At 34.2% G+C, this 19,362-nt stretch carries 18 protein-coding genes and 1 pseudogene; 9 read left to right on the plus strand and 10 right to left on the minus strand.

What is annotated here, in order from left to right; genetic code table 11:
* Positions 1-226 precede the first annotated feature (226 nt).
* Complete coding sequence (locus tag AAGD87_RS04575) at positions 227-1,309, plus strand: Fic family protein (protein ID WP_213863077.1); 1,083 nt, start codon at positions 227-229, stop codon at positions 1,307-1,309.
* Between the two features lie 201 nt (positions 1,310-1,510).
* A complete protein-coding gene (locus AAGD87_RS04580) occupies positions 1,511-2,593 on the plus strand; it encodes an efflux RND transporter periplasmic adaptor subunit (protein WP_265023831.1) in 1,083 nt (360 codons plus the stop codon).
* Between the two features lie 100 nt (positions 2,594-2,693).
* Here AAGD87_RS04580 and AAGD87_RS07825 read toward each other — a convergent pair whose 3' ends face one another.
* From AAGD87_RS07825 to AAGD87_RS04605, 7 genes are all read right to left on the minus strand, one after another.
* Positions 2,694-2,858 carry an IS3 family transposase gene (locus tag AAGD87_RS07825; protein ID WP_141456809.1) on the minus strand — a complete coding sequence of 55 codons (165 nt, stop codon included), beginning with the start codon at positions 2,856-2,858 and terminating at the stop codon, positions 2,694-2,696.
* Positions 2,851-3,012: a DDE-type integrase/transposase/recombinase gene (locus tag AAGD87_RS07830; RefSeq protein ID WP_010082071.1), complete on the minus strand. Its 162-nt coding sequence runs from the start codon at positions 3,010-3,012 to the stop codon at positions 2,851-2,853. The genes AAGD87_RS07825 and AAGD87_RS07830 overlap by 8 nt, the downstream gene beginning before the upstream one ends.
* Before the next feature lie 3 nt (positions 3,013-3,015).
* Positions 3,016-3,450, minus strand: a complete 435-nt coding sequence (locus AAGD87_RS04585) for an IS3 family transposase (RefSeq protein WP_319606382.1) — start codon at positions 3,448-3,450, stop codon at positions 3,016-3,018.
* Positions 3,435-3,728, minus strand: a complete 294-nt coding sequence (locus AAGD87_RS04590; RefSeq protein WP_007548709.1) for a transposase — start codon at positions 3,726-3,728, stop codon at positions 3,435-3,437. The genes AAGD87_RS04585 and AAGD87_RS04590 overlap by 16 nt, the downstream gene beginning before the upstream one ends.
* A 79-nt stretch (positions 3,729-3,807) precedes the next feature.
* Positions 3,808-4,011, minus strand: coding sequence for a septum formation initiator family protein (locus AAGD87_RS04595; RefSeq protein ID WP_233700147.1), 204 nt, complete (start codon positions 4,009-4,011; stop codon positions 3,808-3,810).
* Positions 4,012-4,171: 160 nt separating this feature from the next.
* Positions 4,172-4,300 carry a type B 50S ribosomal protein L36 gene (gene ykgO / locus AAGD87_RS04600; RefSeq protein WP_006279631.1) on the minus strand — a complete coding sequence of 43 codons (129 nt, stop codon included), beginning with the start codon at positions 4,298-4,300 and terminating at the stop codon, positions 4,172-4,174.
* Between the two features lie 49 nt (positions 4,301-4,349).
* Positions 4,350-5,180 carry a pyruvate, water dikinase regulatory protein gene (locus AAGD87_RS04605; RefSeq protein ID WP_006280267.1) on the minus strand — a complete coding sequence of 277 codons (831 nt, stop codon included), beginning with the start codon at positions 5,178-5,180 and terminating at the stop codon, positions 4,350-4,352.
* A 135-nt stretch (positions 5,181-5,315) separates the two neighbouring features.
* On the opposite strand from AAGD87_RS04605, the gene ccmC reads away from it, so the two are divergent.
* Positions 5,316-6,026 carry a heme ABC transporter permease CcmC gene (gene ccmC, locus AAGD87_RS04610; protein WP_010962525.1) on the plus strand — a complete coding sequence of 237 codons (711 nt, stop codon included), beginning with the start codon at positions 5,316-5,318 and terminating at the stop codon, positions 6,024-6,026.
* Between the two features lie 8 nt (positions 6,027-6,034).
* Complete coding sequence (locus AAGD87_RS04615; RefSeq protein ID WP_341817432.1) at positions 6,035-6,451, plus strand: GNAT family N-acetyltransferase; 417 nt, start codon at positions 6,035-6,037, stop codon at positions 6,449-6,451.
* A gap of 51 nt (positions 6,452-6,502) precedes the next feature.
* Here the strand turns inward: AAGD87_RS04615 and AAGD87_RS04620 are convergent, their stop codons facing one another.
* The gene (locus AAGD87_RS04620) at positions 6,503-8,107 is read right to left on the minus strand and encodes a hypothetical protein (RefSeq protein WP_341817433.1); all 1,605 of its coding nucleotides are present in this window, start codon (positions 8,105-8,107) and stop codon (positions 6,503-6,505) included.
* Positions 8,108-8,287: 180 nt separating this feature from the next.
* Between AAGD87_RS04620 and AAGD87_RS04625 the strand changes: the two genes are divergently transcribed.
* The 5 genes and pseudogenes from AAGD87_RS04625 (at position 8,288) to AAGD87_RS04645 (ending at position 14,076) form a co-directional block, all read left to right on the plus strand.
* Positions 8,288-9,565, plus strand: a complete 1,278-nt coding sequence (locus AAGD87_RS04625) for an adenylosuccinate synthase (RefSeq protein WP_070357042.1) — start codon at positions 8,288-8,290, stop codon at positions 9,563-9,565.
* Between the two features lie 103 nt (positions 9,566-9,668).
* Positions 9,669-10,397: pseudogene (locus tag AAGD87_RS04630) on the plus strand (IS5 family transposase).
* 251 nt (positions 10,398-10,648) lie between these two features.
* Positions 10,649-13,126 (plus strand): hypothetical protein, encoded by a 2,478-nt coding sequence (locus tag AAGD87_RS04635; RefSeq protein ID WP_264339159.1) that lies wholly within the window; start codon positions 10,649-10,651, stop codon positions 13,124-13,126.
* A gap of 112 nt (positions 13,127-13,238) precedes the next feature.
* Positions 13,239-13,502 carry a translation initiation factor IF-1 gene (gene infA, locus AAGD87_RS04640; protein ID WP_007550159.1) on the plus strand — a complete coding sequence of 88 codons (264 nt, stop codon included), beginning with the start codon at positions 13,239-13,241 and terminating at the stop codon, positions 13,500-13,502.
* A complete protein-coding gene (locus AAGD87_RS04645) occupies positions 13,480-14,076 on the plus strand; it encodes a Maf family nucleotide pyrophosphatase (RefSeq protein ID WP_010082554.1) in 597 nt (198 codons plus the stop codon). The genes infA and AAGD87_RS04645 overlap by 23 nt, the downstream gene beginning before the upstream one ends.
* Here AAGD87_RS04645 and AAGD87_RS04650 read toward each other — a convergent pair.
* Both AAGD87_RS04650 and AAGD87_RS04655 read right to left on the minus strand, forming a co-directional pair.
* Positions 14,068-16,746, minus strand: a complete 2,679-nt coding sequence (locus tag AAGD87_RS04650; protein ID WP_341817434.1) for a hypothetical protein — start codon at positions 16,744-16,746, stop codon at positions 14,068-14,070. The two genes, AAGD87_RS04645 and AAGD87_RS04650, sit on opposite strands and share 9 nt — an antisense overlap.
* A 346-nt stretch (positions 16,747-17,092) precedes the next feature.
* A complete protein-coding gene (locus tag AAGD87_RS04655; RefSeq protein WP_341817436.1) occupies positions 17,093-18,436 on the minus strand; it encodes an alanine:cation symporter family protein in 1,344 nt (447 codons plus the stop codon).
* Between the last annotated feature and the right edge of the window lie 926 nt (positions 18,437-19,362).

Raw genomic sequence — 19,362 nt, forward strand, 5'->3', positions numbered from 1 at the left:
TTAGTCAACAAGAAAATTACAAAATAAGACAATATTTTACATAAGATTGAAATTTTTAACTAATTAAGCCTTCCTCTAACAGCTTTGCCCTGTAGTTTTTGATATGGTTAGGATCACTTGAAAATGTATAATTTTTGTAGTTAGCTCTGCTGTGCATATAAAGTTTACTATTGACTTTTATCACATTATCTCACATTATCTCACATAATATGCATGTGAGAAGAATATGAACTGGAAGAATTTTCGTCTTAGTACGCGTCTCAACCTAGAAGGGCCTGTAATTGAGCAAGTGTACGAGTTAATTACTGCAGTTGATAGTGTTAAAAATAGCTGGCAGATAACGAAAAAACTACTACCACAAACAATTGAAAGATTAACTCATTCAGTTATTGTTACATCTTCTGGCGCTTCTAACCGTATTGAAGGAAATCGTCTAACCGATAAAGAAGTTGAGGATCTATATAAAAACCTACGTGTCAAAAAATTTAAAAATAGAGATGAGCAAGAAATTGCTGGCTACTTAGAAATGCTTAAACTAATATTTCATGATTATACGGATATTCCAATTAGTGAGTCATCAATATTGCACATTAACAACCAGATGCTACTTTATAGTGAAAAAGATTTGTATCATAGAGGAAAATACAAAGCAAGTTCTAATAGAGTTGAGGCAAAAGATCAGAATGGAAAAGTTGTTGGTATAATTTTTGATCCCACACCACCTTACCTTGTTAGAAAGGAAGTACAAGAGCTTATTGATTGGTATCACTGGTCCTTAAATAATAAATTTAAGCATCCTCTTATTATTGTTGCTAACTTTGTTTTTGAGTATTTGGCAATACACCCTTTTCAAGATGGAAATGGCAGAACTAGTAGATTGATAACTAATTTAATGCTGTTGCAGCAGGGTTATGATTTTGTATCTATTGTATCACATGAAAAGATAATTGAAACTAATAAACTTGATTACTATTTAGCGCTTAATAAAACACAAAGTAGCTGGAAAAGTGGCAAAGAAGATATTTCCCCATGGTTAATATTTTTTCTTAATGTGCTCAAAACGCAAGCAAATGAGGCGCATTATATTCTTGAGAGGGAGAATACTGAATATTTATTATCAAGAAAACAATTATTCTTCTGGGAGTGGGCACTTAGCCTTGCAGATAAAGAATTTAGTAGAAAAGATGCTATAGAAGCTCTAGGATTTCCTCCAAGAACAGTAGAGGCAATTACAAAGAAACTGCTAGGGATGAAATACTTACAGCGTCTTGGAGAAGGCAAAGCCACTAGATATAAAGTTATTATTTAAAAGTTTTAGTATGTTTTTCGAGATTTTTTTAAATCCAGTCTTATGCACAACTTTGTTTGCAATTTTATTCGATTAAAAATTGCATTTTAGCAATAAAAAACTTACTTATTATAGGAAAATCTTGTGTTTGTTCTCATATAAAACTATTTATGGAGTGACAATGGTACATGTATTATACTTACATTTCTGATTCGAAAATTTATGCAGTTGTTTCTAACAAGATTGGTCAACAAATTCTATTGTTTAAAGATGAGAAATAAAGTAATCATCATTTCCAGTATTGCTTTTATTCTACTGTTTTTTATCAGCAGTGCATTTTTAAAAAAAGATCAGGCGGTTCATAGCGATAATGCAACTAGTAGCTTTTCAGTAAAAACTCAAGAACGTGCGCCGCAAAACCGCACTATATATTTAAATTTTTCTGGTACAGTAAATCCCTTACATAGAGCTAGCCTTGTCTCAAAAATAAGTGGTAAGATTATTGCTATTTATTTACCTGATGGTGAAAAGGTAAAAAGAGATGATGTAGTGTTAAAGATAGAAGATTATGACAGGATTGAGCAAGCTCAGAAAGCCAAAGCTTTATTAAAGCAGCGTGAAATTGAGTATGATTCCTCTCACAAACTGAATAAAAAAGGCTATGGGGCACAAATACAAGTAGAAGCAGCTTTTACTGCGTTACAAAGTGCAAAAGCTGACCTAAAAAGGCTAGAATTGGATTTAGAAAATACTGCAGTCACATCTCCTATAGATGGTTATATTGATAAAATCAATGCAAACGAAGGGGATTTTGTTAATGCTGGGCAAAAAATAGCTGACGTGGTTAATTTCGATCAAATTCTTGTAGTGTTATACGTTTCGGAAAATGAAGTAAATAAAATAGAGCTAGGCAGCACAGCTCAAATTAATTTGCTGGACGGAAAAGAATTGGCAGGTGAAGTAAGTTTTATTAGTAAAATTGCTGAGCCTAAAACTGGGTCTTATAGGGTAGAAGTAAAGGTAACTAATAATAAAATGATATCCTTGCAGGGACTAACTGCCAACGTAAGGCTACCTTCAGGCGAAAGATTTGCATATAAAGTTCCTTCTTCAGCCCTGAGCTTAAGTGACGAAGGTGCTCTTGGAATAAAGATTGTTGATGATAATAATTATGTAGTATTTGCACCAATAGAAATTGTTGATCATGAGAGCGATGGGGTTTGGATAGTAGCAAATAACGAAGGTAAACCCATAAAGTTAATAGTATTGGGCCACCTATTTGTTAAGCCTGGTGATAAGGTTTAAGACATAAGATCCTTTGACCTTACCCAGAAAAAGTGGAGAGAAAGTTTGGAATGTTTTTCACAAAGAGAATGATGAATCAAAATGCTCAGGAATGCAATAGTTAATAGTGACGTTGTTTGTTATAAAAAATTTCTATATATTCAAATATAGCAGTTTTGATATGCTGTTTAGAGTGCCGAGAGGTGTCTATTGGTAACTCCCTTTTTAGAGAACTGAAGAAGCTTTCCACAACAGAATTGTCGTAACAACAGCCTTTATTACTCATCTATATTCTTTACAGCTAAGAGATATTGATACCCTTGCGCAGTATATTGTGAACCTTGGTCACTGTGCAGCAGTAGATTTTTAACAGGTTTACGCCTATTAATGGCCATTAATAAAGAGTTCATAACCAATTGTTTATTTATTGCACTACTCATTAACTACCATACGTGAGAATTATTGCTGCCAAATATAGCCATCCCTCCTTGGTTTTGATGTAAGTAATCCCATACTTTATTTGGTTGATCAACAATAAAGTTTTGATCTAGTATATTGGGAGCTACAGCTCTATTATCTGTTTGTTGTTTTTTAATTTTAAACTTTCTTTTCAGTATAGCCCTGATGTCATTTTTCTGCATAATACTTTGCACCGTTTTCAAATTGCAACTTTTACCCAAAGCCTTCAATTCAGCATGAATTTTAGGAGCTCCATATCTACATTTAGAAACTTGATATATTTTTTGAATAGCTTCGAGTAGCTCTTTATTTGCTGATTCTCTACTGCTTATTTTTCTTGTGGTCCACTTATAGTAGCCACTAGCAGAAAATCCTACATAATTCCTGTACTTTATAGCAGTTACTATATAAAAAAATATTTTACTCTTTTTGACTGGCCAGGGCTTTTTTTTAAATGTCTCTTTCCCTTGTTACTCTTGCTTTGTAAATCAAACCTCTCTTTGTCATAAGGTGCTACATCTGGAAATGCATTTGCCGCTGACTTTTTTTCGTTATATTTCTTCATCCATTTTCCTAATACACTATCCCTTATTCCTAGATCTCTTGCTACTTTTGCAACTGGTTGACCTACCTTTCTTTGTTCATTTGCCAGCTTAACAGCTTCCAATTTGAATTCTGCCGTATATTCTCTTACCATTTCTAATCCTCCAAAATTTTATTTTACCCAAAAAAACTCTTTTCTTTCTCTCCACTTTTTCTGGGTAAGGTCACTACTGCTATTCCACGTCAAGAACAACCATAAGTTCATTAGGGTTCACATAACCTAAAGCATTTTTTGCTTGCTCATCAAGCAGATCTAAATCTAAGCTTTTTTCATATAAGCCAAATACTTTGTTGTCCAACTTTTCCTTTTCAGAAGAGACATCCTTTAGCAAAAGTTTATTGTACTCGATTTCTTTTTTTAAATCGATTAACGTCAATAAGCCACGTTTACCTGTAATTGTGCTAATGCTGAAATATAATGTAAGGGAAGAAATGAGTAAGGCTGCGCTTAAACACAGTAACTTTTGCTTCTTTTTAGATATAAGCACCGTACTTTCACATATAAAAAATATATAACATGAAAAGGTGAACAAAAAGCTAAGAACCTTGACGCGCTTTACACCTTGGCTTTACCTTATTTATAATGTAAATCTTACCACCCCTTTTCACAACTTTACAATTTTTATCTCTGTTACGATGAGATTTTAGCGACCCTTTGACTTTCATATCTATAGTAAGAATTAAATTACTTTACATTATAATCACTTATCAAGAGTTAGTCAATTGATAACATTTTATTAAAATATTGTATAATTGTTGCTGATACTTCTTCGATCGACTTTTGCGTGACATCGATAATTGGCCAGTTATTCTGTTTAAAGAGCTCCTCTGCTTCTTTAATTTCCTTTTCTACTTTCTCAGGGTTAGCATATATATTATTATCTTCGTTGTTAATTGAAGTAAGTCTATTTTTGCGTATTTCTATTAGCCTACTTACGTCTATTGTTACCCCTATCGTTAGTTTATTTTTTAATTTTGCCAAGTCGACATAAAAGGGTACCCCACTAACAAAAGGAATATTTGCAACCTTATAGCCTCGGTAAGCTAAATACGTACTGGTGGGAGATTTTGATGTACGTGAAACTCCAACCAAAATTATATCTGCTTTATCAATATCTTGAATATTTTGTCCATCATCATGATTAATAGTGTAGTTTATTGCCTCAATGCGCTGAAAATATTCGTTATTTATCTCAGTATGCAAGTCAAGCTTTTCGTCTTTTTCAATTTCAAGATAAGACGAAATTTCTCTAATAATATGTGATAATATTGCTCTATAGGGAATTTTCAACTTTATACAGTTATCTTTTAGATATTTTCTTAGCTCATCATCAGTAATAGTGCATATAACAAAATTATGCTCATCACTTTTCCTATTAATTTCCTCCAGAATTTTGTCAATCTGCTCTTCTCCTTTTACAAAAGACCAAACATATTCGATCGTTTCTACAGAACGAAAGTGTTTCAGAGCTGATTTTGCAACTGATATAACAGTTTCACCACTTGAATCTGATACTAAGTGTAGATTAAGCTTTTTAAGGGTCATATACTAAAAATAATAGCTAGCAATCTGCTACTGAAATTATGCTAATTTGTTGACCTACGTAAATATAGAAAAACTATCCTGTTGATAAAACTCAAACTAATTGGTAAATTCTTAACACAATTATTCTCAAAACGAATGTTTTTATTAAAGCCTACAAATTTCTCTTATTTTTCTAAGAAAGCTCTACCTTGGCTTGGGGTTATTTGTTTCGCATGTTTTTTAATTGGAATGTCTTTGGCGTTATTCTTCTCTCCAGAAGATTATAAACAAGGAGAAATTGTACGAATCATGTACATTCATGTGCCTTCTGCATGGCTTGCTCTTGGAATATATGGATTAATTGCATCACTTGGTTTCATTTCATTGGTATGGAACAATAGCATTGCTAGTGTCTTGGCACATGCTGCTGCTCCTGCAGGGACAGTCTTTTCGGCAATATGCTTAATCACAGGCAGCATCTGGGGAAAAGGAACCTGGGGCACTTGGTGGGTATGGGATGCAAGGCTTACTTCAATGCTGATTTTATTTTTCCTATATGTTGGCTACCTTTCATTGTGGAGCGCTTTTGATAATGAAGCGAGGGCAGAAAAATCAGCAGCAGTATTTGCCATCTTTAGTGCTATAAATATTCCTATAGTAAAATTTTCCGTGAATTTATGGTCCACTCTCCATCAGCCAGCAAGCATTTTGAGAAAAGGTGGAATAGCAATAGAAAGTTCCCTGCTGTTGCCACTGGTTGCAATGTTTATGTTTTGTGCCACATTTTTTTTAGTAGTGTGGATACTGTATTCACTTTACTTAATTAATTTATATAAGATAAAGAGAGAAATCAGTATGCGGTATTAGGCCGAGAGATGAAAATAGAACACACCACATCACCAAGTAGCAAAGACATTGAATTCCTACTCAAAAAGATTAATGAAGAAACCGTTGATAAAGGTACGTGTAACCCATTTGCTTTTTTTATTCGCGATGATACTGAACAAATTATTGTAGGTTGTAGCGGTTTTGTTATCTATGGTTCAATTTACACTGACTTGCTTTGGGTGCACTCTGATTATAGAAGAAAAGGTATGGGAAAGCAGCTAATGGAAGAAGTTCATGATTATGGTCGTGAGATGCACTGTAAAATAGCAACCGTTGCAACCATGAATTTTCAAAAAGCGAAAGTATTTTATGAAAAGCTTGGGTATAAGTGTGATCTTGTACGTCCAAGGTATGTTAACATGTATATTTTTGAAGAAAGTGTTGTGAGATGCACTGTAAAATAGCAACCGTTGTAACCATGAACTCTAAAATATTTAAAGAGCCTACTAATATCTTTAAGGTAAATGTTCATGTGATTCCGCAGAATAATTCTGTTTTTTGATTCTATCTGTCCATTTATCATTTTCTATATCTTGTTTGTTGGTTGCTTTTTTTTCTTGCTCAACAATTGCCTTATCTATCTCCTTATGAATTGCATCAATTGCATTAATCGCACCTCCTTTTTTGTATACTTCGCTTTTCCCTTCAATAATTAACTTAATAAAAGTATTTACAACAGACTGCACTTGATTATGATTAACCTGACCTTTTGTCAAAGAAGGTAAAGAGCCTAATTCCATCAATACTTCTGGTGCTGTTTTATCTTGAGTGGAAAGTCCTAAATTATCTGCTACTTTACTTATTAATAACTCTCTGTGTTCTTTATTATCTTCCAATTTAGCATAATCACTCAATAGATCTATAACGGTAGATACTCTGACTTCAACAACATTATCAACATCTTCATCTTCTAGAGCAACTCCTGACCCCAATAACCTCTCTCTGAGATTTTCGCTTAAAAGATTGATAAATTCTTCATTTGCATCTGATCCTGTGGTTGATATTGTACCATCTAAATAGTTACTTTGAGCACCGAAGCCATGCTCTATTTGTATTTTTGTCTCAGGTTTAAATCCTAATTTTGCACAGAATTTCTGAAAATATTCTTTAATAATGTCAAACAAGCTCTTGCCATTATCTTTATAATTTTTTAACTCTTTAGGAATAGTAAGTGACAATTTACCATCTCTGTATGTTACAAAGTCTTCACCATTGTGAGATTCAATTGTAAATTCCAATGAACTAGACAGATTACATATCTTATCGCCATGCATAACTTGATTTTTAACAGAGAGTATTGGTAGCCTCATATCAGATCTAATTCTCACATTATTTTGGTTAGCACAATCAATGTTTATTACTTTTTTAGGATTTTCTACTATGAACGACTGTCCAAGTGCAAGTTGGGTTTGTATAAATGGAGCAGCCTCATACCCTGCTTGATTACAATTGGTAACTAGCTCTTCTAAAATAGCATCACTTGGAACTTCTGCCCCAGCGTATCTGAACATTTTTTTGAAAACTTCTTTTGCAAAGGAACGGTAATCCTTGTTTTCATCTTTCTCTGTTGGTAATAGATGGATATACCTTTGGCCAGCATTGTAAAATTCTTCAAATTCTTTCTTATATGAATCGGTTTTTTGATGATTGGCAGTTTTGGAATTTTCACAGTGATTTTTCCATAGCTCACCCAATGCATTACTTACAAGCTCTTTCTCAATATCTTCGAGTACTGAAGCAACAAAAGCTTTGCCATGATCCGTATCTATTTCTCTTGTTCCTTTTTTGTTAAATATTTCGTCATTATATATATCATCACTATTAAAAAGTTCGCTTTTGCGGTGCTTAGCTCCTTCCTTAAATGCAATAATAAGATTTTTATCTATTTCTTTTCCGTTAATAATAAAATTCATCCTTTGAAAATCTAAGAACATTGTTTCACCGGAATTCGCTAATTTATTATCTTGATCTGCTCTTAATTTACTAAAATTGAACTCTTTAGCTGTGGCCTTTAATCTAACTACTGGACTCTTATTATTTTTTCCTTTTGTCTCTTTCATAAATAACACCTTACTGTAAATATGCTGTAAGTTATATCATATAATGATGAATAATTTGGTAATATATTAAGAAAATCGACAGTATATTTCTTTATTTAAGGGGTGTAGGAAAGGCGTAGATTTCTCTTTCCATTTGTAGCGTACTGCATTAATATTTATGTATTAATCTAGAAAATAATGATGAATAACATTGTAATTGTTGGTCTGCAATGGGGTGACGAAGGCAAGGGTAAAATAGTAGATTATCTTTCTGAGAATGCAGATGTAGTTGTGAGATTTCAGGGAGGAAATAATGCAGGGCACACTATAGTAGTAGATGATGAGGTTTATAAATTAAATTTACTGCCCTCTGCTGTTTTGAGGCCAGGCAAAATATCTATCATAGGAAATGGCGTTGCTCTTGATCCACACGCTCTAATCTCAGAAATAGAGTCATTGAAAGTTAAAGGAGTAGACGTAAACTATAACAACTTGATGGTATCCGAGAGCTGTCCATTAATACTTAGCATACATAAGGACAAGGAAAAGCTATTTGAAGATTTAAATGGAAATCACAAAATTGGTACAACAAACAAAGGGATAGGGCCATGTTATGAAGATAAAGTTGGAAGGAGAGCTATACGCCTTTGTGACTTAGAAAACGCAGATGAGCTCAATAAAAGAGTGGATACTCTTTTGAATTACCACAATGCTATCAGGAAAGGCCTTAACTACCAGGTGGTTAAAAAAGAAGAAATATTAAAGGAAATTCAAGAGATTTCAGAAAAAATTCTTTCATATAAAAAACCTGTGTGGAAGATATTAAATGACTTGATGAAAGAAGGTAAGAAAATAATATTTGAAGGTGCCCAAGGCGCATTTTTAGATATCGACCACGGAACTTACCCTTTTGTTACTTCAAGTAATACTGTAGCATCGCAAGCAATAACAGGCTCAGGGTTATCCTCCAATGCTTACATTATTGGTGTGGTAAAAGCTTATACAACAAGAGTGGGCAATGGCCCATTTCCTACTGAGCAGAAAAATGAAGTAGGAGATAGCTTGTTTACTATAGGTAAGGAACTTGGAACAGTGAGCAATAGAAGAAGGCGTTGCGGATGGTTCGATGCAGTTTTAGTGCGCCAGGCCGTACAACTCTCTGGAGTTTCAAGCATTGTATTAACCAAATTAGATGTGCTTAATTCTTTTGATACAATTAAAATATGCACTGGTTACAAGTATAGCGGAAAAATGTATGATTATTTACCCGCATCGCATTCAATACAAGGGGAATTAGAGCCAATATATGAAGAGTTTCCTGGCTGGAAAGAAAACACTCAAGGTAAAAGGTCGATTGAAACATTGCCTATCAATTTAATAAAATATATAGAAGGGTTAGAAAAATTAATAGGTGTACCAATTCATCTAATCTCAACTAGTCCAAAGAGAGAGGATGTTATTAAGCTTAAAGATTTCTGAAAACGTCTTTGTATCTTAGAGCCTGTACGTAATCTCAAAAAAGAGATAAAGTGAGAGGATAAAGTATATAAAGTAGGATATGCGAAGTTTATAACCAAGTGACATAAGTCGAGAAAAGTTTGAGATTATTGTAGCAGATCTGGAATCTTGCAGAAAGAAGACAAAACCAAGAACACTTGATTTACATGATATATTTTGTGGAGTGTTATACGTGTTAAAAAGTGGTTGCTAGTGGAGAATGGTATCAAAAGAGTTCTCAAAATGGCGCAATTGTTACGACTATTTTAAGAAGTGGAGTGAAAAACCAGATGTAAATAAAGAAAGTGTTCTGGAGCTGGTATTAAAAAAAAATAATTGCGACAAAACAATGGTCGGAAAAGCTTCTGCATAATTGATGCACAGAGTATAAAAAATGCAGATACTGCTGAAGCTATGATGCAGGCAAGAAGATTTCAGGGCCGTATTGCAGTAGATACGCAAGCATGCAATTTATACAACAACAGCAGAGATAACTGACCGTAGCAGTGCTGTGAGAATGGTCGAAAATGCAAAAGAAAACCTCTCGGAAGTTAAAAATGTACTGGTTGATGCAGGCTATACTGGAGAGAATTTTGTAACTCAAATAAAAACGATTATTGGTGCAACCGTTGAAGTGATCAAAAGAAATGAATTACGTTCCTTTGTTGTATTGCCCAAAAGATGGGTTGTGGAGCGATCTTTTGCTTGGTTAGAAAAATGTAGAAGATTGTGGAAAAATTGTGAGCGAAAACTCAATACTAGCCTACAAATGGTAGTTCTGGCTTTCACTGCCTTACTTCTGAAAAAATTATGAACAGGCTCTTACTAACTCTTATCTAATAAAAAAAATACTTGTGTAACTTCGAATAGTCTATTATGCAAGACAGCAGTATAAACATGTAGTAAGAAATGTATAATGAAAAATAAAAGCTCAAGTTTAACACTTGCAGTTATTTTCACACAATTAAGTAATCATAAAAGTTAGTGTAGGGCAAGGTTATACAGTTTGATTTCTTTTAATATATGTTAATTGGTATAATATAAATATAGTTAAGGAGGTGTATTATGATTGGAAGTTTGGCTAAAGAAGAAAAAACAGCAGAGGCAGGAAAAACAGGTGATCAACTTGAAAAGTGTATTGGACCAACTTCACTGAATAGGGAGGTTTATTACTCTACGCTTATCTACTATACATTAAAAGAGTTATATTCACAATTAGGTGATATCTCTTATGCTAATAAAACAAGATCAGAAAAAGAAATAATCAATTTTTATGTTCTACCTCAATTTGCACGTTTTAAAGAAATTATTGATGAAGATATAAAAAAAGATCCTTCGTTTGCAAATTCTGCTATTGTAAAGTTTTGCTCCTCAATTATAAAAAATAACAAATTACTTAAAGAATTAGAAGAAGTTAGTATTCCTGCCAAAAACTCTAGTGTAAAGGCAAGGGTAAGCTTTCAACTGAAAAATCTGAAAGAAAAGGTGTGGTTCTTAGGAAAACTAAAGGAAAAAAAGAATTTCACTTACGTGCAGAGGGCTTTTGGGGATAAGTGGAGTTTTTATGACCTAATAAATGATGGAGATTTTAAAAAAACGTACATAGATAAAGCAGTAACAGAGTCTGCTAATAAGAGCTTTAAGGAAGATATAGATAAATGCATAAAGTTGGCAGAGCAGGGAAAAGAAGCTGCAAGTAAATATCTTGGAGAGAAAGGCGTAGAGTTTCGAGCTTATTACACAGAAACTGATAACACTCATAGAGTTTTGAATATCAATCTTATTAATTACAATAGAAGTGAGCAAACCAGGATTAGTGACATTTTACAGCAAGAGAAAGATATTAAAGAGCTGAATATCTATTGCAATAAAAAACATGAAATACACGCTCATCGGAAAGGTAAGGAAAGATATTATGAATTTAAAGAGGGCGCATATTATGAAATGAAAAGCACTTGGCCTGTAAAGGATGGATCCGAAATGTGTACCATGATTATGAATGTGAGTAGCGATGGCATAACTGAAGTACTAAAATTTAATGATGAAGATTTTGTGCTATCGGATGAGATCTTAGAATTAATAAAGCAAAACGATGAATTATATATTCAAGGTCTCTCCTTATATGATGCTGTACTAGAAAAAGGTAAGGCTGCTGATGTTGTACCTACTGCTAATAATAATTTTCAAAATGAGTCTATAGCGGCCTATCGCGAGGAACCAGAGGGAGAATTAGACCCTAAAGTTGATGCTGACAATAGCCTTCCTCCTTCTATTAATAGCAATGCATCAACTCAAACGGAAGTCAATTTACAACACACTGAAACTCAAACAGAAGTTGCTTCACAACAAATCGAAACTAAAACGGAAGTCAATTTACAGCACACTGGAACTCAGACAGAATTTGCTTCACAACAAATGGATGAATTGATTTTAAATAATCAGATGCTGTCCGAAAAAAACGTTGAATTGAAGCAAGAAATGTCAAATTTGAAAAAAGAAGCTGTTGAATTGAAGCAAGAAATAGAAGCAGGGTTGCAAGTGATAAATAAAAAGCACCATGAATTAATACAAGAAAATCAGCGACTACAGGAGAAACTAGAAACAACCCAAGCAGAAGCTAATCAAACAATTGTAAAGTTAGAGAAGCAGAATAGCAATTTACAAGACAGGTTTGAAAAAGAGGAGCAAAAAAACACGGAATTGCAAACTGAACTGGCACAAAAAAATGAAGAATTAGCAGGTGTGTTAAAAGAGCTACAAGGGAAAGCACAAGAACTTAAAGGTGTATATGAAGAAAAAAGAAAGCTAAAGGAAGAGCTGAAAATTGTTAATGCAGGAAAGAAGAATTTGGAAAAAGAGCTAAATCAAGCACGAGAAGATGCGGAACAGATAATGGTTGAACGACGCCAGCAGAAAGAGCGCTTGAAAGATCAGCTAAGAGAATTAGATCAGGAATATAAGGTACAAGTAGAAATTGAGCAAAAGATTAAAGAATCAGATAGGCAGGATAGCGATTTACAGGATACACTTGGAGAAGAGAGACTAAAACTCAACATTGAAGAACTAGAAAACGAGTACGAGGAATTTCCAGGAGATAAGGTGCTTACACTTGAACTCACTAAAGATGAAGATAAAGTCGAAGAGTTAAGAAACGAGCTAGAGCGTGAGAAAGAAAAGTGTAAACAATTATTAGAAGAAGAAAATGAATGGGGTGATGAATTGGTAGGAATGCTTGATGGACTGGAAGAAAAAATTCGTGCTGATGAACAAAGGAGCTTCAACAATCAACTAACGGGAGAAATTTCTAATGAGTCTGGTAATGCTCCACGACAGAAGAAAAGGTTATCCAAATCTTCAAGCGTTGATAATGAGTCTTATGTTCCACTGAGAGAGAAGACAACATTACTCAGATCTTTAAGCGTTGATAGTGGACTTGATAGCGATGAAGAAAATTGTGATAATGATTTATCTTTCAACATAAGTCCTATAAGTTCTATTGAGAAGGTGGCAGAGAGTAGAAACGTAGGTAGGGTATCATTGTGAAGATGGTTGGGGTTAAGTTGCAACTTAAGTGGGGCGCAAAAGGTCTTTTGTGTTGATAATAATTTAAAATCTATAGTAGACTAAAAAAGATTATTAAATTATAATATAACATATGATAAAAGACGAGAAATCGAAAACAATTTTTGAAGTGGAAGGGGCAGTAACTGCTTTACTACCTGCAGCAGAATTTAGAGTGAAACTGGACAATGAACATGAGATTATCTGTCATGTATCAGGGAAAGTGAGAAGAAGTAAAATACGCATCATTATAGGGGATAGGGTGTTAGTTGAGATGAGCATTTACGATAGGAATGCGAGAAAGGGTAGGATCATTAGAAGGCTTAAAGGTACAAGTGACAGAACGATCTCTAAATAATCTTATTCTTGCTTCATCATCGAAAAGGCGTATAGCTTTACTAAAACAAATAAACATTGAGCCAGGTTTAATTTTGCCAGCAGATATAGATGAAGCCCCTTTAAAAAAGGAACTTCCGAAGGATTACTCAATCCGTATGGCAAAAAGTAAAGCTGAGAAAATACAAAGTTTAAATCCAAATTATTTTGTGCTTGGTGTTGATACAGTTGTTGCTTGTGGTAGAAGGATATTGCTCAAAGCTGAAAACGTTGAGCAAGCAGAAAAATGTATCCGCTTGTTATCAGGAAGAAGGCATAGAGTATACACCAGTGTATGTCTATTAACTCCCGATCAATCTAAACAACATATCAGGACTGTGGTTACAATAGTGAAATTTAAACGTCTCAGTGAACAAGAAATTAAGTATTATTTAGCATCAGAAGAGTGGAAAAATAGGGCGGGGGGATGCAATATACAAGGCCTAGCTGGAGTGTTCGTATTGTTCTTACGCGGCTCCTACTCTTCCGTTATAGGGTTACCATTACATGAAACCTATTGTTTGCTAAGCAATTATTTTAACTTCAATTTATATTGAAATACCTTTATTAGTATCTTTTTTTTGTTGTGACTCAGCAACCTGTTTAGCCCAATCTAGTGGTCTTTTATTTCTGTTAGCTAATGCAATTCTATTGCGATCATAACCATCAGTGTGTTCTGTTAAAGTATCTCCTCTTTCTTCTTCTATTACTCCAGCTTTCAGTTGTGCTTCATCTTTCTCTAGTAATTTATATAGTTCGCTATTTTTATCTACAGTTGGATTAGTGTCATTATTTTCTCGTTCTGCCACTGTTTTTTCTAACCACTTACGTATAGGGTCATATTGTTTACCTTCTCCTATCTTTTCTAAAATGTTTTCTGAGAATGAATCTTTAGGAATATTTTCTTTAGTAGCCTGTTGTGCCGGTTCTCTTAACCCTTTATCCGGGTTTCCCAATGCTCCTTTTAACTCACTCGTATCTCCGATTTCTTTTGGTTCAATGTTTTCTAAGCTCTTCTTTAACTGTTCAGGATTTACTTGAGATTGTTCATTATTGTCATGAGTTGGAGATGAATAGCCCGAATCGTTTGCTTTTATGTCTGTTGAGCTGTCTTTTAGCAACCCAACTTCTCTCAAGCGTTTTTTAGTTTCTTCGCTAATCTGACTCTGATCAGCTGGTTTTAACCCGAGATTTTCTTGACCTAATGTATTTTTAAGTTCTTCAAATAGAGTTAGATTACTTTGTCTAATATGTTCTTCTAATTTCCTTCCTACCTGTTTTAAATCTGTTTGAGATTTACTATCACTATTAGTTGGAGATATATAGCCTGAATCACTTATACTATTTGGTGTTGAAGCAGAGACACTAATAGTTGGACCTTCCACTATTTTTACATCTGCTAAATCGTCTTTTTGCAATCCATCTTCTTTATCTTGTGACAGTTTATCAGTAGGATCAACTTGCCTTAATCCTCTATTATCCTGCTGTGATCTATCTCTGATTTCTTTAAGAAGATTTTCAGGTGGAGTTTGATCACTTTGTTCAATGTTCTCTAAGCTCTTCTTTAACTGTTCAGGATTTACTTGAGATTGTTCATTATTGTCATGAGTTGGAGATGAATAGCCCGAGTCACTTTTATTATTGAGTGCTGTAGCAGAGAGCGGCTGTTCACTTTCTTTCCACTTAGCATCACTAGCATCTTGGTTATCACTGTTATCTGGAGAAGATGAATAAGGAATTATGTCCTTTAATGTCTCTAACGGTGATGGGTTATTTTTTCTACTTCCTGCAATTGATGCTTTTCTATCATCAACATCAATGTGCCGTAAGTTGTTTTTCTTGAAATTTCTGATGTCTTGTAACAGATCGCCTTTGCTATTTCCTTCTTGTTGCTGGGTTTTAGGTTGTTGCTGATCATTAGGTGTTTGCTCACTTCTATCTGGTTTTTGGCTTCCAGGTACAGCATGTCCAAATGTAGGATTGTCATACCGTTCATCTTCTTGCCTATTATCTTGATTGTGGCTTACAGACTTGGTGAAAGTAGAACTATCTGAAGAATCAGAAGTTGCACCTTTTTGCTGATTATTAGGTGTTTGCTCATTTTCGCGCAAGTCATCTGGTTTTTGGCTTCCAGATTTGGCTCCCCCTTGCTCATCGAAAACACCTTTTTTAGGTGGTAGTGAACTAGTTCTAGGTGGAAGTGGCGGAGGAGTTTTTTTGTTCTGAGGATTCTCCTCAAAAAGCGATTGTAGGTTATAAACTTGACCTCCCGAATTTGCTTCTCGTGCTGCTTGTCTAAGCTCACGCTTTTCTTTAGCCTCCTGAGAATGAATTTTATCGTCAAAATCTTTTCCAATTCCGCTATCGTAAGACTGCCTTCTGCTGTTAGATTGTGGTCCAAAATGTGAATGGTGATCTTCTTTTTTTCGAGTTATATCAGTAGCTTGAACACTAACATCTCTATTAACATCAATTCTTGTCGTAGTTTCAGATGATAGCTCGTTACTGTCTTTACTATGTTGCATCTCATTCACTTTTCCTTGTCCTTTCTCCCTGAATTGTATTTCATGCAAGAATAAACCACCTATTTTTACATCTCTGTTTACTTCTAACCGTTCTAGAGAAAAATCATCACCTTTAACAAGGTCTACACCGTTAGCATCAATCTTAATTTTGATCTTACATTCCTTCCCCTCCGCATACCACTTTAAAGTCATTTCATATGAACCATCAGTTACGACATAATGTCTTATTTTTTTCCCTTCTTCCTCGGCAACAAAACCATGCATTCCGCTCTTTCCATCACTATGCAATGTTGAAAATCCCGAGATTTCATTCTTCTCACAAAAATCACTATTTAAAAATTCGCTGATTTTAAACTCTTTTTTGTCATCTCCCAGCGTAATACTTGCGTGATTACCGTATATTGAAACTCCTGCAACATCATCAACATACTCTTTCAACCTTTCTTTAACTTCACTTTCAAGCTCTTGTCCAGCTTTCTTTGTCTTGTCGCATTTCTGAAGAATAACTCCATATGCTTTATCTTTGTTTTCTTCTTCGTCCCAATTCCAGTTGGCGTGTTTTGTTAAAAACTTTACTGTGTTAAAATCAACTCTAGCATTATAAATTGGGTCGTCTTCCTTTTTTATTTTATCAAATAAAGGAAAAATTTCTTGAATGCGCTCATTATAAATGTGTTCTTGTTGTGTATCGTTAGTGCCCATATATCCCTCACTAATAACCCTCTGCCTTTAGTTCTAGCTAATACTAGCTAATATAATTATCACAAGCATTGGTTGAATTTTTATTAAGGAAGGTTGTGTTACTAATGTGATGACACAAGCTATTTTATGGTAACATCAAACGATTTAAGTTGTCATTCCAGTCTGGAATCCAGCCTTTCACGAACCCCATCAAAAATGTTGTGTTTTAACATAAGATTAGCTACTTTTATGCTCACTAACTTAGTGCCAATCAAGATTCCTGGATCCCAGTGTCTGGGCACTGGGATGACATCCTTCTTGGCGGAAATCACTCTTATATCACAACAGCTGCATAGCCTAAATTGCTTTAGCTATAGCTCTGTTTTTGCAACTTCAAATATCTGCTACTCATAGTAAACACTTCTGGATCTTGAGAGGTTAGCTTGAGTATAGCGAGTATGTTGATAAACAACAAAGCAGCAATCGAGATATCAGCAACATCCCATAGCAACCGGACTTTACCTATCGCACCAAGCGGAATGATCATGGTAAAAATTACAATCCAGATTTTAGTGTATTTATTATCCATAGACACATAGCGTATTGTCTGTTTTGAGCAAAAAAACCAAGTAAAAATAGTAGTAAAGGCAAAACAAAACATTATGGCCATAATTAAATAGTCAATATAGGGCCAATTCATAGCTTTTCTAAAAGCAAATATGCACATGTTAGTACTCTCTAAATCAGTGACCCAAGAATCTGTGACAAGCAGTACCATTGTTGTAATAAACACTATGAATGCAACTATAAAAGGCGATATTATTGTGATTAGGCTCTGTTCAATAATAAATTTATTATTATTTTTCTTAGGAACAATTGAAGAATGTACGATTCCTTCGAGGCCAAGCCCTATATCTGTTGCAAAAATACCTCGCAAAGTTCCAACTTGAATAATAGTCAACATTTCTAAAATCAAACCTAGAGATAAACCAGAGTTAAAGCTACTAGTTGTAAAAAAACTGCTTGTTATTAGTTTTAGAGAAGGAAGAATATTTTCACTAAATTTAAATAATATGATACCGCAAAGTGTGAGGTAACTTACCGTCATTATCGGTATCATAGCCGATATAAAAATTTTAATTTTTTTTAAGCTGAGAGCTGCAACAACAAAAAATATTATGGCCATTACAATGCCACCAATGACTACAGGCACATCTATCATGTTAAGTGGTATTGATAGAGAATTTACCTGAACAAGGTTACCAACTGTTATTGAAACCATTATCATAACAACTAGAAACACAATTGTAGCTTTTCTAGAGTTAAATGCATCAGCCATGTAGGCTACAGGGCCACCTATAAACCGTCCGTTCTTTTCCTTTCTGGTTTTTATACTTAGATAACAAGTGACATATTTTATCACAGAAGTGATAACAATAATTATCGCCATCCACAAAATAGAGCCCGGTCCTCCGGTTTTTAGAGCAACAGCAGTTCCTGAAATATTTCCTACTCCTAAATTTCCCCCTAAAATTGTAAACAGAGCGGCTATAGAAGAAAATTTATTTTCTCCTTTTCTAGCCCCAAGGAGTGAAAGGGCGTATGGTAATCTAAATACCTGTAGCCATTTTAGTTTAATCGATAGGTAAACACCAGCAACTAGCATGAGTAATATTGTTGGCAGTAATAAAACAAACTTTACTGTATCCATCTGTAAAAGTGAGATTTTTATTTGAGTATACAACAAAAATTGAAAATACCTAACCTATTTTCTATGTATGACTTCGTTTCCGTCATTCTAGAAACCTTTTCTTGTCATCCAAGTAGCGTGACACATAACTGTACGAACATTGTAATATGGTACAATGTTAAGACGATGTCATTCCAGTGCTTGACACTGGAATCCAGCTTTTAATGCAACCCCTCACCAAAAATATTGTGTTTTAACATAAGGTTAGCTACTTTTATACTCACCAACTTAGTGTCCAATCTGGATCCCAGTGGGCTTTGTTGCATCGCTACTTATGAAAGGCTAACTATAGTTAGGATTATAAGCAACCTATTGAAAATCTTGTTTTTTTGCAATCAATCTGATCAAATTTAAGAATAGTAATTTGTTATTTATATTAATAAATTTAATTCTATTGAAAATAGCTAAAGCATTGAAATTCTTGAATTTTAGCCGGATTGGTAAATGGTAGTGAAATTTCTTTTACTCAAATTTAGGTATTCATTGACCGTTCTTGTTATAAATACCAGAATAATAAGCTACTGATATTCGCTATCTTTTTTATCTTTAATCCATCATAGCTAGCGATGCAACAAAGCCATCCCAGTGTCTGGACACTGGGATGACATCTTTTTTCTTGGTACAAATTACTCTTATATCTCAATGTTCGTACAGTTAGTGCGTGACACTGGGATCTAAATTTTTTATGCGAAACCATTATGTTTATATACTTGTAGGCCCAAGTTCCTCACATAGTGAACAAAAAAGTAAATGAGATTCCAGTGGGCTTTGTTGCATCGCTAGCTATGATGGATTAAAGATAAAAAAGGTGGAGAATATCAGTAGCTTATTATTCTGGTATTTATAACAAGAACGGTCAGTGAATACCTAAATTTGAGTAAAAGAAA

Source organism: Wolbachia endosymbiont (group A) of Pherbina coryleti (genome assembly GCF_964026875.1).
GTDB classification, from domain to species: Bacteria; Pseudomonadota; Alphaproteobacteria; order Rickettsiales; family Anaplasmataceae; genus Wolbachia; species Wolbachia pipientis.

What these genes read in the sequence shown, in the direction of transcription:
- AAGD87_RS04575 (WP_213863077.1), top strand. Translation starts at nt 227, where the DNA reads ATGAACTGGAAGAATTTTCGTCTTAGTACGCGTCTCAACCTAGAAGGG.
- AAGD87_RS07825 (WP_141456809.1), bottom strand. Translation starts at nt 2,858, where the DNA reads ATGAGTAATAAAGGCTGTTGTTACGACAATTCTGTTGTGGAAAGCTTC.
- AAGD87_RS04590 (WP_007548709.1), bottom strand. Translation starts at nt 3,728, where the DNA reads ATGGTAAGAGAATATACGGCAGAATTCAAATTGGAAGCTGTTAAGCTG.
- AAGD87_RS04615 (WP_341817432.1), top strand. Translation starts at nt 6,035, where the DNA reads ATGAAAATAGAACACACCACATCACCAAGTAGCAAAGACATTGAATTC.
- AAGD87_RS04580 (WP_265023831.1), top strand. Translation starts at nt 1,511, where the DNA reads ATGCAGTTGTTTCTAACAAGATTGGTCAACAAATTCTATTGTTTAAAG.
- infA (WP_007550159.1), top strand. Translation starts at nt 13,239, where the DNA reads ATGATAAAAGACGAGAAATCGAAAACAATTTTTGAAGTGGAAGGGGCA.
- AAGD87_RS04625 (WP_070357042.1), top strand. Translation starts at nt 8,288, where the DNA reads ATGAATAACATTGTAATTGTTGGTCTGCAATGGGGTGACGAAGGCAAG.
- AAGD87_RS04605 (WP_006280267.1), bottom strand. Translation starts at nt 5,180, where the DNA reads ATGACCCTTAAAAAGCTTAATCTACACTTAGTATCAGATTCAAGTGGT.
- AAGD87_RS07830 (WP_010082071.1), bottom strand. Translation starts at nt 3,012, where the DNA reads ATGAGTAGTGCAATAAATAAACAATTGGTTATGAACTCTTTATTAATG.
- ykgO (WP_006279631.1), bottom strand. Translation starts at nt 4,300, where the DNA reads ATGAAAGTCAAAGGGTCGCTAAAATCTCATCGTAACAGAGATAAAAAT.
- AAGD87_RS04650 (WP_341817434.1), bottom strand. Translation starts at nt 16,746, where the DNA reads ATGGGCACTAACGATACACAACAAGAACACATTTATAATGAGCGCATT.
- AAGD87_RS04655 (WP_341817436.1), bottom strand. Translation starts at nt 18,436, where the DNA reads ATGGATACAGTAAAGTTTGTTTTATTACTGCCAACAATATTACTCATG.
- AAGD87_RS04620 (WP_341817433.1), bottom strand. Translation starts at nt 8,107, where the DNA reads ATGAAAGAGACAAAAGGAAAAAATAATAAGAGTCCAGTAGTTAGATTA.
- AAGD87_RS04635 (WP_264339159.1), top strand. Translation starts at nt 10,649, where the DNA reads ATGATTGGAAGTTTGGCTAAAGAAGAAAAAACAGCAGAGGCAGGAAAA.
- ccmC (WP_010962525.1), top strand. Translation starts at nt 5,316, where the DNA reads ATGTTTTTATTAAAGCCTACAAATTTCTCTTATTTTTCTAAGAAAGCT.